General features: G+C 59.8%; 13 protein-coding genes. 8 read left to right on the forward strand and 5 right to left on the reverse strand.

Features of this window, described 5'->3' with window-relative positions:
- Positions 1-38: 38 nt before the first annotated feature.
- On the reverse strand, positions 39-869 hold the full coding sequence (locus tag A4E19_14605; protein ID OQW36962.1) for a hypothetical protein: 831 nt from the start codon (positions 867-869) through the stop codon (positions 39-41).
- A 275-nt stretch (positions 870-1,144) separates the two neighbouring features.
- On the opposite strand from A4E19_14605, the gene A4E19_14610 reads away from it, so the two are divergent.
- Positions 1,145-3,553, forward strand: a complete 2,409-nt coding sequence (locus A4E19_14610) for an endopeptidase La (protein ID OQW36963.1) — start codon at positions 1,145-1,147, stop codon at positions 3,551-3,553.
- Here the strand turns inward: A4E19_14610 and A4E19_14615 are convergent.
- The 3 genes from A4E19_14615 to A4E19_14625 are packed head-to-tail and all read right to left on the reverse strand — an operon-like array spanning position 3,550 to position 6,216.
- Entirely contained in the window at positions 3,550-4,818 is a 1,269-nt protein-coding gene (locus A4E19_14615; GenBank protein OQW36964.1) for a hypothetical protein, read from the reverse strand. The two genes, A4E19_14610 and A4E19_14615, sit on opposite strands and share 4 nt — an antisense overlap.
- A gap of 52 nt (positions 4,819-4,870) precedes the next feature.
- Positions 4,871-5,350 carry a hypothetical protein gene (locus A4E19_14620; GenBank protein ID OQW36965.1) on the reverse strand — a complete coding sequence of 160 codons (480 nt, stop codon included), beginning with the start codon at positions 5,348-5,350 and terminating at the stop codon, positions 4,871-4,873.
- 29 nt (positions 5,351-5,379) lie between these two features.
- Positions 5,380-6,216 (reverse strand): hypothetical protein, encoded by an 837-nt coding sequence (locus tag A4E19_14625; protein OQW36966.1) that lies wholly within the window; start codon positions 6,214-6,216, stop codon positions 5,380-5,382.
- Positions 6,217-6,459: 243 nt separating this feature from the next.
- Here A4E19_14625 and A4E19_14630 point away from each other — a divergent pair, with 243 nt between their 5' ends.
- From A4E19_14630 to A4E19_14660, 7 genes are all read left to right on the forward strand, one after another.
- Positions 6,460-7,479 (forward strand): hypothetical protein, encoded by a 1,020-nt coding sequence (locus A4E19_14630; GenBank protein OQW36967.1) that lies wholly within the window; start codon positions 6,460-6,462, stop codon positions 7,477-7,479.
- Between the two features lie 23 nt (positions 7,480-7,502).
- Positions 7,503-7,955: a hypothetical protein gene (locus A4E19_14635; protein OQW36968.1), complete on the forward strand. Its 453-nt coding sequence runs from the start codon at positions 7,503-7,505 to the stop codon at positions 7,953-7,955.
- The gene (locus A4E19_14640) at positions 7,948-9,303 is read left to right on the forward strand and encodes a hypothetical protein (GenBank protein OQW36969.1); all 1,356 of its coding nucleotides are present in this window, start codon (positions 7,948-7,950) and stop codon (positions 9,301-9,303) included. The genes A4E19_14635 and A4E19_14640 overlap by 8 nt, the downstream gene beginning before the upstream one ends.
- Positions 9,304-9,397: 94 nt before the next feature.
- On the forward strand, positions 9,398-10,492 hold the full coding sequence (locus A4E19_14645; protein OQW36970.1) for a hypothetical protein: 1,095 nt from the start codon (positions 9,398-9,400) through the stop codon (positions 10,490-10,492).
- A 44-nt stretch (positions 10,493-10,536) separates the two neighbouring features.
- Positions 10,537-11,637 (forward strand): hypothetical protein, encoded by a 1,101-nt coding sequence (locus A4E19_14650; protein ID OQW36971.1) that lies wholly within the window; start codon positions 10,537-10,539, stop codon positions 11,635-11,637.
- Positions 11,630-12,397: a hypothetical protein gene (locus A4E19_14655; protein OQW36972.1), complete on the forward strand. Its 768-nt coding sequence runs from the start codon at positions 11,630-11,632 to the stop codon at positions 12,395-12,397. Before A4E19_14650 ends, A4E19_14655 begins: the two co-directional genes overlap by 8 nt.
- Before the next feature lie 25 nt (positions 12,398-12,422).
- A complete protein-coding gene (locus A4E19_14660) occupies positions 12,423-13,127 on the forward strand; it encodes a hypothetical protein (GenBank protein OQW36973.1) in 705 nt (234 codons plus the stop codon).
- 5 nt (positions 13,128-13,132) lie between these two features.
- Here A4E19_14660 and A4E19_14665 read toward each other — a convergent pair whose 3' ends face one another.
- Positions 13,133-14,458 (reverse strand): UDP-glucose 6-dehydrogenase, encoded by a 1,326-nt coding sequence (locus tag A4E19_14665; protein ID OQW36974.1) that lies wholly within the window; start codon positions 14,456-14,458, stop codon positions 13,133-13,135.
- Position 14,459: the final 1 nt, after the last annotated feature.

Raw genomic sequence — 14,459 nt, forward strand, 5'->3', positions numbered from 1 at the left:
GATTGAACTCCACCTCCCGGCACGGTGCAGGCGGAAGGTCAGGGCCCCAACTGATCGACACTGATGGTGACGTCGAACCCACCCTGGTTATTGGTCAGGTCATTGTCACCGTCATTCAGACAAAACTCCAGAGGCCCGCTGGCCGTCGTGGTGAACTGCACATTGGTTCCTCCTTGAACCACCTGCGATCCGATTCGAAACACGACGGAGTACTCTCTCAGGCCGGGAAAGGGAAAGCGGGAATCGGCAACTGTCCCAGGTCTGCCATCCGCATCGTGGACGCAGCCCCATGCGAAACAGCCGAAGTTGATGCCCCTGAAAGTGACACCTGGCGTCGGACTAAAGGTGACCGGTGCCAATGAAACATGTACCAGCATGCGTAGAATCATGCCAGGCAAGCCGGCGACTGTTTGGCAGACACCGGTTGTGCCGGGCGGGGCCGGCTGGGCCCAACCTATCCTTCTCTCGCTGGGGCTCGCATTGAACCGTCCCCTGATCTTGCCTTCGCAGCCCACACCTTCCACCGTGACGGTCTTCCCACCGCCCCAACCGCTGTAGACATGACGCAGATAGCGGGTCTCGATATTCGAGGTCTCGAACTCAATGCGCCGACCTTGCACAGGAGCGACGTTTAGCTCAATCGTTCCGTCTCCCCAATCCACATTGACACTTTGGCACGTTCCTCTGCCATCCAGTACGAATAATTGCGGGGATCCCAACCCAATCGACGAGGCACTATCACCCAATCTGATTCCTTGGAGGAGGTTGACGGTACCGTTGATCGTAGTGCAGCCATTCAGAACAGGCACGGCTGCCATGAACAGCAGGACGCCGAGCCATGTCGCGCGGAAAGACTCCAGTCCATTCATGCCTCACCTCCTGATAGCATCATCGTGGGAACTCTCTAACTGACCGAGCAATGGTACGTCGACCTGTTTACAAGAGCCGATAGGCTGAGCATGGATAGCACAAACGTGCGTGGCTTTCCATGGGCCCTTGGATCACGTGGATGGAGATACCGAACCATGGGTCCTTCTCCGTTCATTAGTTCCTGTTAATCGCACATTCCCGCCTCTTGACTTCCACGATCGGCAACCTATCAGGCTGTTATAATGTTGTGAACCCTCAGGAAGGATGGACTCCAATGGAGAATACGATACTGTCGACCTTGCCGATACTCCCCGTCAAACGCACGGTGTTGTTTCCCGGTGTGATGATGCCGCTGACGATCGGTCGTGAGCGGTCTGTTGCAGCGGTCAATGCCGCCATGAAGACCGAAGAGAAGACGATCGTCGTCGTCGCGCAACGCGATCCCCAAACCGAAGAGCCGGCACTCGCCGAGTTGTATTCCATCGGGACGAAGGCCATCGTCAAGCAAATCGGCCAATCGTCCGAGGGCACGATCCACGCGCTGGTGCAGGGGCTGGAACGCGTCGTCCTGCTGAAAGAGGAACAGTCCGCTCCCTACTCCCTCGTCCGTGTCCGTTCTCTGGGACGCCCGACGGACGATGGACCGGAAGTCCAAGCGCTTCACCGGGCCATTCAGGAGCTGGTGTCCGACCTACCGAGACTGATCCAGGCTCCGGGCATCCAAGAAGTCGGCGCGGTACTGAGCGACGAGGACGACTCCGTGGCACTCGCCTATCGCATCGCTTCGCTCGTCAATCTCGATGTGGTGGAAGAACAGCGCCTACTCGAAAGCTCGTCGACGTTGGACCTCCTGCGCGGACTCTACGCCGCGCTCTCCAAGGAGATCCAGATCCTACAATTGCGGGAAAAGATCGCCAAGGATGCGCAAACAAAAATCGGCAAGAATCAACGAGAGTACATCCTGCGCGAACAATTGAAGGCCATCCAAGATGAGTTGGGTGAAGGCGAGGACGAAGAAAACGAAGTGGCTCGGCTGAAACGGCAGATCGCCGAAGCCGACTTGCCCGAGCCTATTCGCAAGGAAGTCGAGCGCGAGGCCGCTCGGTTGAGCAAGGTCCCGCCGACATCACCCGACCATCAGGTGCTTCGGACCTACCTGGAGTTGGTTCTCGAACTCCCGTGGAAGAAGGCGTCCGAAGAACATCTGGACCTTTCGACGGTCCGGCAGGTGCTGGAGGAAGATCACTATGGGATCAAGGAAGTCAAGGAACGCATCGTGGAACACCTGGCGGTCTTGAAGCTCAACCCGACGGCGAAGGCCCCGATTCTCTGCCTCGTCGGCCCTCCCGGTGTCGGCAAGACCAGCTTGGGACAATCAATCGCACGCGCCATGGGCCGGACGTTCGAACGGTTCAGCCTCGGTGGAGTTCATGACGAAGCCGAGCTGCGCGGCCATCGCCGGACGTATGTCGGCGCGCTGCCGGGCCGCATCATTCAAGCCATCCGTCGGGCCGGTGTCAACAATCCCGTCTTGATGCTGGACGAAGTCGATAAGATGGGACGTGATTTCCGTGGCGATCCGGCTTCCGCGCTGTTGGAAATTCTTGATCCGGCACAGAATCACACCTTCCGTGACCATTATTTGGACCTCCCGTTCGATCTGTCGAAGGTGTTTTTCATCACGACCGCCAATACGCTCGACACCATCAGCCAACCTCTCTTGGATCGTATGGAGGTCATTCGGCTCCAGGGCTATAGCGAGCGCGAGAAAGCCGAAATCGCCCGCCGCTACTTATGGCCGAGACGTCTCCAGGAGGCAGGTATCGCCGAAAGCCAAGTGGTGCTCTCGGACGAGGTCCTGAATCGCGTCATCTCACGTTATACGCGGGAGGCGGGTGTGCGCCAACTGGAGCAGATGCTGGGACGGTTGACCAGAAAAGTGGCCTTGATGTTCGCCGACCTTCCGGAGGGCCAGGAACGCCGGCCTGTCACCATTCAGTCGGACCTGCTCGGCGAGTGGTTAGGTTCCGAACGGTTCATGCCGGAAGAAGCCCGGAAGAATCTGCCTCCTGGTGTCGCAACCGGCTTGGCCTGGACACCGACCGGAGGCGATGTGCTCTACATCGAAACCACCTTGCTTCCCGGCAGCCATGAATTGACCTTGACGGGCCAGTTGGGCGACGTCATGCAGGAGTCCGCCCGCGCAGCGAGAAGCTATCTCTGGTCGCATGCCGAAAGCATGGGGTTGGACATCTCTCGGTTCAAACGGAATGGAGTTCACATTCATGTTCCTTCCGGGGCCATTCCCAAAGACGGCCCATCAGCCGGCATCACCATGGCGACCGCCTTGGCGTCCGCCTACGAATGCAAAGCCGTACGCAGCGACACGGCCATGACAGGGGAAATCAGCTTGAGCGGGCTGGTCTTACCGGTGGGAGGTATCAAAGAAAAAGTGCTGGCGGCGCATCGTGCGGGCATTAAGCGCATTATTCTGCCCAAGGCCAACGAGAAAGATCTCAAAGACGTCCCGGAAGAAGTGCGCGACGAACTGACTTTCATCTTGGCGGAGCGGATTGAAGAGGTGCTGCCCGCGGCCTTTAATTCGGATTCGGACTCGCATTACGGGTCCGCTAGGAGCGGCAGCGAAGCCATGAGCGCTTCGACTGCCGCGGAAGAAAGCTAGGATTCGTAAAAAGCACGAACGATCTGGGTCGTATTGAACAGCTGGGTTTGCCGACGTGTATAGATTGCATGGCCATAGTAATGGTCGCGGGGGTTCGTCGAGCCGGTGCTGTCATGGTAATCGACGAGGAGACAGCGCCCCTCGCCGGGAAAGCGCACGGCTCGTCTGGCACATTCCAGCCACCGCTCGAATCCATCGTACGGCTCGACCATCTCCCAAATCCTTTTATTTGTCGCTTTAGCCGGTTCGGTGGAAGGGACGGCATCGCTGCCGGCAACCGCCAGTTCCTGAACATAATCGCCGCCCCAGGCAATCGGCATCTCCAGGGTAATGTGCGGCAACTCCATCTTCGCCAGCCAGTTCTTTCCATCCGTACGCAAGTTTCGATGGTTCACGACGTGCAGCAACTTCCCGATACCGGACGGATCCCACCCGTAGCGGACCGGCGTGCCGAAGGTCACCATGTCGAGGAGAACTCCATGAAGGGGCGACGCAGTCGCGAGCATGGATTCAACGAGCTTGATCGTGTCGGTCAGTTCGCTCTGATTGGCCTGGCCGGCATACTGGGTGAGGATCTCGAGAAACCGCGGCCGACCGGTGATGGGACTCGGGCAGAGAAGATTCGACACAAGCGCCAGGATCAAGCCGGCTTGCCCATGAGCCTGCAGCAGAATCCGATGCCCCTTCCCCAAATTTTGCTGTTTACAGACCTTGTGCAGGTCGGCGAGCAAGGACACGGCGGCGAGTGCCCGTCCAAGATGGTGGTGCTCCGACGTCCAGAGCAACCGGTAGCAGGAGATCTGGTGAGCCAGGTTTCTATTGATCGCTGTCCTGAACGATTGAACATAGGTTTCGGTAAAGTTTCCCGCGTCACCGATCTGTTCATCCAGAAGATGTTTGGTTCCGTCATCGTCGGCAAGCGGCGGCTTCAATCCACCCGGCAACAACGGGATCCCATTACTTTCCTCGCGCATGGCGGCGAGCAAGGCATCGAGCCCCGACACACCTCGTGAGTAGCCTCGTTTGAGCCCACCGCCCTCATCCAACCGCTGCATGCCGAACACATCGGTACCGTGGAGCGAACCATGGAGAAAGATAATGGCTGCGACACCGGCCCGAGACAGGCTCGTCCCACACTGGGCCAGCGCCTCGCCCCATTCCGGCGAATCCGGAGAGACGGCGTCCCCCAGATCCGCTACCCGCAAGCGCTCACCGGGATTTTTCCGTGACAGCTCGTCATGCTGAAAATTATTCTCGATCGGCATGAGGAACTACATATCCGATAACAGTTCACGGCTGCAAGGAGACCGGCTGCGGTCATGGAGTACGGGCTGCAGAGGTTTCCTGATCTGTGGCGGGCTTCATTGGAATGCGATTCTTCGGCATGACGGCGGTCGCCGTGCAGATCTTCTTCTCTTCATCGATCCGGCGATCGACGATCTTCACGTCGTGCAGGTATTCCTGAACGATTTCCTCGCGAATCAATTCGATGTCCTGTTCGCTCTCCCGTCCCGACCGCTCACGAACCCGATCGGTCAGATGTTCCTTGACCAACACACGGATCTGCTTGGCCAAATCCGTCCGAGCTGACAGTTCCGATACACGCTGACAGACGACTCGGCCCTTGGTGAGATCTCCCTGACCGTTCCCCACCCAATAGTGATCCGACGAATAGCCGCCATGACTCGCGTCAGCAGCTTGTGTGGGGGGAGAAAACATTCCCCCAACAAGCCAAAGGCCCACGACCGCGGCGGTGATGTCACCGGTGTGCTTCAACTTGCTTCTCCACAGCCCCACGGATCTCCCGAGTCCAATCCCGGAAGTGCTTACCTGTACTGAGGGCGCGGTGATCGGGACGAACCACCATGAATGATTTCGTTCGGCGTGCGTGGCGCACCTGATCCCCCTGGGGGCGGAACCAACTCATGGGTCGGCATGCGACCCGGCCTGCTCCCAGGCCTCGGTGGGACAGGCGGTGCATGGGGCTGCCTGTAGGTGATGGCCTGTTGCGCGATCGCGATATGCGGATTACTCGGAGCAAGGCCGATGGCGCTATTGAGCAAGGCCTGCGGGATGCCGGCCGGCGAGGCGAGCACCCAATTCGTCCATGCTTGCGACACCATGGCGTTCGACTGCACTCGGTTGAGAATTTCTTTTCGTTTTTGCGCGGCTTGCTGAACCTGCTCCGGCGTGGCCGCGTGACTCAGAGTCAGATTGGCGGCATGAAGTTCCTCCTGCAGCCGTTCATTTTCTTGTTTCAGCGCCGCCAATTGCACGCGAGCATCCTCGTTCTCGCGGAGGGCCGTAATCGCTCGCGCCACCTCGTCCGTGTCCATCTGGGCCAAGAGGTCGGCCTTGATCACCACGACATCTCCATCGAGCACGGTGGAGATCTGTTGATTGAGCACGATCACCAATCCAGCCGTATAAGACCGGATTTCGTCTTTGGTGACATCCATATCCCTCACGACGGTCACACTCTCCAGGTAAGTCGCGACTTGCTCGAGTGCGTTCCGCTTGGCCGTCTCGGTCGCGAGTCTGACGGCATCTTCCTTGGTGTCGCGATCCCCCATGCGATGCTCACCATGGGCATTGACGACCCTGACATCAGCGAACGCCGGACCCGAAGCTAGGAACGATGCGAACGCCAGATAAAGGACCATGAACCGGTGAAATGGATAAGACCGAAGGAACACATGACGAGACGGTTGAGGAACTCTTCGACCGGACATTCACTCCCCTTCTCGCTCCGAGCGCGGATGAATACCGTCAGCGGCTTCAGCATAGCACCCGGAAGGTTGTTCCGCCAGCGATCGCCTGATGGCTTCCCCCACCTTGCCTTCCGGAAAATTTGCATGTTAGGGTACCGCTCTAACTTGTAGGATACATGCGGGTGAGACTTCGTCATGATACATCCCTCACGCTATGTTCGCTCGATCCTTTTCGGCCTCCTGACCATCTTGTTTGAAACCGGGGTCTACGCATCTGTGGATGCGGCGTCCCCGCTCGGGAAAGACACCACAGCGCACCGGTCCGGGGCGGAACACGTCATTCTCTTTGTCCTCGAGGGATTCGGCCAAGAGTCGCTCAAGGGCGGCGCGATGCCTATCCTGAGCAAGCTCGTCAAGGACGGGGCGGTGACCTGGTCCGCGAGCGGAGTCAAACCGGCTCTGCGATTGCCCACGATGGCCTCGTTGGTGACCGGCATGCCGGTGGAGAAACACGGAATCACCTGGAACTTCTTCGAATTCAGTCGAGGCTATCCACGCCATCCCAGCCTCTTTGACTATTTGGATTTAAGCGGCGGCCGAGACAGTGCCATCTTTTACATGGATGAGTCCCTCTATCAACTCGCCAAACCGGAACCCTATACAGACTATCAACTCTGCGGGGCCTTGCGGCCCGAATGTGGCTCTCAGAAACTCGTCGCCTACATCCAACAGTATCTTCAAAAGGCGACCAGCGGACATGGATATGGCCATGCCATTCTGTCCCTGCCTCATTTATTGGTGGTTCACCTGCCGGAAGCGGGAAGGGCCGGCGTGACCCACGGCTGGAATTCGAAAGAGTATCGTGAGGCGTCCCGAACGGTGGATGGCGCGATGAAGTCCGTCTTGGACCTCTTCAAGGAATACTCGCTCTTGGATCGTACCGCGGTCATGGTGACCGCTCTCAGCGGGAAAGGGACCGATCCTGGCGCAGAGACCCCGACGACGGACTCGCCGGTCGTTCCCTGGATCGTCTCGGGAGCCGGCATCAAGCAAGGCCGACTCATTCGCCAGCCGGTGTCGATCCTCGATACCGGAGCCACCGTGATGAAGATTTTGGGTCTGGACACTCATACGGAATGGGAGAGCAAGGCGGTGGAAGAAATTTTTCAAACCACGGCGACCGCCTCAACCGCTCGGCCCGTGAAGAAACGCTGATCTCCATGCGCCGCACGACTTGCATGCGACACCTGTTTCTCTCGGTCTTCGGCTTCGTGGCGCTGAACCCGCTCATTCTGCTTGGTCCGGAGAAGGGATTCGCGGGAGACCCGCCGGCCGTCCATCTTAGAGAACACAGTATTACCATCGATGCGACGAAGCTGGTCCCCGTTTCATGGTGGCAAGTCCCCGGCGTGACGCCGTCGATCTGGAATTCCGACCCCGAGTCCCTCGATGCGCCCAAGACATCCGAGCTTCGGGAACTGCGGTTGAAACCGGGCAAATACAAATTCATCAGTTTTACGTTCGATTTTCCCTTTACGGTGACTCTCAACGGCACACTCGATTTTTCAACATCCCTGGATCAATGTATCCAAGGCCGCGGAACACAAACGTTGGTGGTGTCGTGCAAACGCATGTACCCGCACGGCGGGCAGCGCGACCCCTATTACGAACAGAAACCGAACGATGGCTGACCTGCTCGAAGATCTTCTGGAAGCACTCGAAGACGTCGACGATGCCACCCGTGAAGAAGCGGCGAAGGTGCTCGCCGACAGGGGTGATCCGACCACGCTGAACGCCCTCATCGACGCCTGCAACGATGACTTCTGGTCCGTGCGGGCTCATGCCGGTTGCGGCCTCGCGAAAATCGGCGGGACGAAGGCGGTGGAAGCCCTGATCTGTCTGTTCAACGACTCCATCATGGAAGTTCGCGATCAGGCGGTGGAGGCCATGGCCAAGATGGGTCCGGCCGTGCTCGATCGTCTGGTGACGGCCCTGAAAGACGAACGTTGGCGCGTGCGCGAACATGCAGCGAAAGCAGCTGGGAAGCTCAAAGACCCACGGGCCGTCGAGGCGTTGATCGTCGCTTGTCGCGACCGGGACGGGGCCGTCAAGAGCGCAGCGGCGGAAGCCTTGGGCAAAATCGCCGACCCCAAAGCCATTCCGGCCTTGATCAAACTGTTTCGGGATTCTTCGAAAATCGTGCGCGAGACCGCCGGAACGGCGCTGGTCTATATCGGACATCCCTCGGTCGATCCGTTGATCGACAGCCTCACTGACAAAGACTTCGTGGTTCGATGTCACGCGGCTCGCGCGTTGGGAGGCATGACCACGGACTATCAAATCGGCAGGTCGTGGGTACGGGACGCCAAGGTCGTGGACGCCTTGATCGGCGCCTTGAAGGACCCGGATCGGGCCGTTCGCGAAGACGCGACCATCGCGTTAGGCATGATCGGTGATTCGCGGGCCATCGACGCGCTGATCGAAGCCATGAAAGATGGAGCCGTCAAGCGCCATGCCATCGCCTCGCTCGGCATGATCGGCGATGCGCGCGCCTTGCCGGCCGTGTTGAACGCCTTGAAGGGCAAAGGCATCAAACAGGAAGGCTCTCCGACACCGGGGTGCATCGTCAGCGAGGATGCGTTCATCAAGGAGGCCGCGGCCACGGCCCTCGGTCAGTTTCGCGATCCTCGCGTGATTCCGGATTTGATCATGTTGCTGAAGGACGGGGTGTTGCGGGAGAAAGCCGCGGCGGCCTTGGCGGTGATCGGAGACGCGGCCATCGAACCGCTGATTGCCTTCCTCTATGATCCTAAAGCGTCTGAGGTCGAGGCTGAAAAGGAACGGGTGCTGTCGTACGCATCCGTTCGACTGACGGCGAAAGACGCCTTGAAGCAGATCACCCTCGATACGTTGGAAAAACTCGGCTGGACGCCTCCTGATGAAGTGGTGGAAATCAGCTCGAGCCAGGCCGACAATCTGCGCGTCGATCGGCCGCTAGGGCAAACCGGTCGCTTTGGCCCGTCCGGCGACATCGCGTGAGCGCCTCCGGCATGCATATGGGGACTCCATCAAGCCCGAGGCGCGAGAACGAGTTTTGCGCCCAGGTGAATCCCGTCGTAAGCCCGATACCAGCATGACCGATGCAGTAACCGAACAGATCGCCGCGCTCAGGGACCAGGATTGGGCTGTTCGCGGTGAAGCGGCCGGCCTCCTCGGCACCTTCAAAGATCCTCGCGCAGTGATGCCGCTGGTCGCTCTCCTGCGGGACCGGGACCGTTCGGTACGAGAGGCGGCGATTGACGCGTTGCGCTCGATCGGAGCCCCGGCGGTGGAAGCGATAGGAATCTGCCTTGCCGAACCGGATCTCTCGGTCCAGGAATCGGCCTCGGCCATCTTGGCCGCGATCGCCGATGAGCGGGCGCTGACTCCCCTCATCAAGGCTCTGCGCAGCAGCGACTGGATCGTTCGGATGCACGCGGCCAAAGCCTTGGGTCGCGTCCGGCACGCGGACGCGATTGAGCCGCTCATTCCACTGCTGCAAGACAAGGTCAAGGCGGTTCGCGAAGAAGCGGTTGCCGCTCTGGCCGCCATCGGCGACGCGGCGATTCCATCCCTCTTGAAGGCGTTGCAGCATGAGGACTGGCTCGTGCGTCTTCATGCAGTGGAGTCGCTCGGGAAGGCCAAATCAAAACGGGCCGCGGAACCCTTGTTGTCAGTGCTGTTCAACGATCGAGATTCGGCGGTTCGCGAAGATGCCGTGCGAGCCCTTGGCGAGATCGGCGACCCGCGGGCCGTCGACTTCCTGTTCACGGCCATGCAGGAGCCTGGACTGAGGACCTTGGCGGTCGAAGCACTCGGCCGAATCGGCGATCCGCGAGCGGTTCCAAAGCTGATCGACGTTCTCACGGGAGCGGGGCCTCCGGAAGTGACGAGGACCGTGGCAGGCTGTGGAGACCAATGGAACGAGGAAATGATCACACGAGGCGCGGCGGCACGGGCACTGGGCGAGATCGGTGACGAGCGGGCGATCCCGTCGCTCGTCGCGGCACTGGGGCCGACGTTTACCAGGGCGGAGGCCGCCACGGCCCTGACGAGATTCAAATCGAAGATCGTTCCATTCCTTCTGCCGCTGTTGAACGAGCCTCGCGATGAAAATGTCCTGTTTCACATCCGTGAGATATTGGCGTCGGCGGGGTGGAAACCCGGCAGACGATCATGGACCTCATGAAAACAGCCTGCAGGACGTAGGCTGTTGCGCCACTGAAGAACGCCATGCCGAAAGAAACGATTGAGACGCTGGTCTCCGAGTTGATCCATGAAGAGGATTGGCGCCGCATGCGAGCGACGGCGGCTTGCGTGGCCGGGGGTCCCCGGTCGGTCCAGGCGCTCATCGAGGCGTTACGGTCCGGACCCACGGAGTTGAAAAAAGAAGCGGCCGCGATGTTGGCTCGTCTCAAGGACCCTCGGGCCGGAGTCGCGCTGGTCGGCCTGCTCGATAGCCACGAAGAGATCCTTCGGAAGGCGGGCGCGGCCGCTCTTGAGCAGATGGCGGGGGTCTTGGACACGGATACGGCGCGCGCACTGGTCGCCTTGCTGCCGAAAACCCCGGAAGGAGACAAGCAAGAAGTCTTGACCCATCTGATCGGAGCGATTCCCACGTCGGTCCTTCCCCTGTGCGAGATGCTCCATCATCCCGACCAAGATGTCCAGGTCGCGGCGGCATTGATGCTGGATCAATTGTTGGACCCACGTTCCCTCGATGCCTTTATCGAGGCGATGGGCAAACCGGCCGTCCGGGATATCGCCGTCGGAACATTGAAGAAGCTGAGCGCGATCCGCGAACGGATCGATACGGCGTTCAACGCGTTGCGGGCGGTCGAGGGTGCCAGCGAGCGCGAGGAGGCGCGCATGGCGACGATCATCGACCTTCTTGGGATCGGACGGCCGAGCGTGGAACTTCTCATCGAATATCTGGAAGACGACGACTGGCTCGTACGGGAGGCTGCGGCCGATTTACTGGGAAAAATCGGGGACGTCCGGGCCGTCGCCCCGCTGATGAAGCGGCTGGAACAGGACAAGGATACCGGGGTCAAAGAGTTGGCGATCAAGGCACTCGGACTGATCGGGGATGCGCGCCCCACTCAGCTCTATCTCGACGCCATTCCCATCCGTCCACTGCGGGTGTATGCCATGGAGGCCTTGGCCAAGATTAAGGACGTGGGGGTCCTGCGCCCACAGAAAGAACTTTTTGACCGGCTCCGAACGGATCGTGACGGCCTCGTGGCCTATAATGCCGGTCTGATCGCCGACAAGCTCGAAGCCATGGAAGCGGTGGAACGCCAATCCACCGAAGAGGACCACGAGCATGACTGAACACAAAGCATCCGAACGGATCGAGCAACTCATTCATGCGTTGCACGACGACAACGAAGCGTTGCGCGAGCACGCGATCGCGAGCCTGGGCCAAACCGGCCTTGAGGCGCTTCCCCGATTGATCGACCTGATGGCCGACGAGGATGCGGTGATTCGGGAAGCGGCGACCAGTGCGGTGGTACAGATGGGTCCTTCCGTCGTCGACTCGATGATCGACGCCTTACAAGACGATTCGTGGGCGATCCGAGAACAGGCGGCTTCGGCCCTCGGCAAGTTGCGGGACCGACGCGCCGTCGATCATCTGGTCAGGGCGATCAAGGACCGTGACGGCGCGGTGCGGACGGCAGCCGTGTGGGCGCTCGAACGGATCGGCGATTCCCAGGCCGTGCCCGGTCTGATCGACGCGCTCATGGACGGCACTCTGCGCGAGGACGCGGCCCGCGTGTTGAAGAAAATCGGCGATGTGCGGGCGGTCGAGGCGTTGATCGACGGGCTTCTGGGCTCCAATTGGATGGTTCGTCGCCATGCGGCGGAAGCTCTGGGCAAAATCGGCGATCGCCGAGGCATCAGTCCGTTGATCGAATCGTTGAGGGACGAAGATTGGCTGGTGCGGAGGAATGCCGCCGAATCACTCGCGCGGCTCGGCGCGAAAGAAGCCATTCAGCCCCTGCTGGAGCTGCGTGAAGACGAGAACACCATGGTTCAGGAGACCGTTGAAGCCGTACTGGCCAGTCTCGGCTGGACACCCGAATCGCGATAACTCAAACCAATAGAGGATACAGGCCATGGCAGATGAAGCGCCGAAACTCATTCAGATCGCCCCGAAAGGCGGAGAGAAAAAAGACGGTTTCAACTTGGTGACCGAACGGGTGGTCGCGGTCAATCCCGAGAGCAAACAGCTCGAGGTCGAACTCCTGGCATACGACGGCAAGACGGTCGTTCTGGACGTCGCCGAGGAAGCGTGGGAGGATCTCGCGAAGATCAAGGCGGGAGACGGCGCCACGATCCGCGTGGTGGAAGAAGGCGGGAAGCGGGTTGCCAAGGGCTTTAGGGTTCGCCCCAAAGATCCGAACACCGCCCGAGCCGACGCCATGCTGCTCGATCTGCGGGATTCACACTGGTTGAACCGAAAGTACGCGGCGGAAGTTCTCGGTGAATTGAAAGATCCGCGCGCCGTCGATCCCTTGGTGACGGCGTTGAACGACGAGGTCGGTGACGTGCGGCAACGGGCCTATGATTCGCTGATCAAACTCGGGCAACCCTCCGTCCCGTCGCTCATTCCGCTCCTCGTGTCCGAAGAAGACGAAATTCGTCAATCCGCGACCGAGATTCTTCGGAAGATCGGCAAACCGGCGGTCGAACCGTTGGCCACCGCGTTGACCGATGCCGATGACCGGCTGAAGACCCGCATCATGAAAGTGCTCGATCGAATGGGGTACAAACCGAAAACGAGGGAGCAGACCAAGACCGAGCTGCCGAGGTTGACCTAACCCCCTCACCCTGCATGCTTGGGGTTTCGGGCCATGCGCCCCACCGAGACATGCTTGAAGCCGGCGGCCGCGACGCGTTCAGGATCATAGATGTTTCGAAGGTCCAGCAAGACCGGAGCCCGCATGACCGACTTCAACTTCTCAAAATCCAGGTTTCGAAAGACATTCCACTCGGTCATGATCACCAGAGCGTCGGCTCCTTCAGCCGCATGATAGGAATCCCGGCAGGGCTGGAGCTCGGGCATCATTTGACAGGCTTCGGCCAGGGCCTCCGGATCGTACGCGCGAATGCTCGCGCCCTCCGTGAGGAGAACGCGACCGATCGCCAAGGCCGGGGCTTCTCTGAGATCGTTGGTGTTCGGCTTGAAGGAAAGGCCGAGCATCGCCAGCGTTTTCCCTTTCAGTCCCCCTACCGCCTCCCGAATCTTGTCGATCATCTGTCTTCGCTGACTGTCGTTCACCCGTGAAGCGGCGGAGGCGATCTGCATGGGATATCCGTGGCGCTCGCCGGTCTGAATGAGGGCCGCCAAATCCTTGGGAAAACAGGACCCGCCGAAGCCCGGTCCGGCATGAAGAAACTTGCCTCCGATTCGGTGATCGAGCCCCATGCCCTTTGCCACGAGCTGGACATTGGCGCCGACTTTTTCGCACAGGTTGGCGATCTCGTTGATAAAGGAAATTTTGGTCGCCAGGAAAGCGTTCGACGCGTACTTGATCAACTCGGCGGTCGGCACATCGGTCACCACGATCGGTGTTTCGATCAAATAGAGCGGGCGATAGAGATCCTTCATGATGGCGACCGCTTGATCGCTGTCCGCGCCGATCACCACGCGGTTCGGCCGCATGAAATCCTCGATGGCCGACCCTTCTCGAAGAAACTCCGGATTCGAAACCAGATCGAACCGAAACGCATCCGTCTGGGCGTTCGTGATGACCTCGCGAAGTGTTGCGCCGGTCCCGACCGGAACGGTGGACTTGGTCACGATCACCTTGTAGCCGGTCATGTGACGCGCGATCCCTTTGCCGACCTCTTCCACGTACGAGAGATCGGCGGAGCCATCGCCCCTCGGCGGAGTCCCGACGGCGATGAAGATGACCAGCGCCTTGTCGACCGCCTTGGCAATGTCCGTCGTAAAACTCAGCCTGCCTTCTTTGACTCCCTTGGCGACCAGTTCGGCAAGCCCGGGCTCATAAAATGGGACCTCACCCTTCTCAAGCTTCTCGATTCTACGGCTGTCGCTGTCCATGCAGGTGACGTGGACGCCGAACTCGGCAAAACATGCGCCGGTCACGAGTCCGACGTAGCCGCTTCCGATCACACTGATGTGCATG

This window comes from Nitrospira sp. SG-bin1 (genome assembly GCA_002083365.1).
Lineage (GTDB): Bacteria > Nitrospirota > Nitrospiria > Nitrospirales > Nitrospiraceae > Nitrospira_D.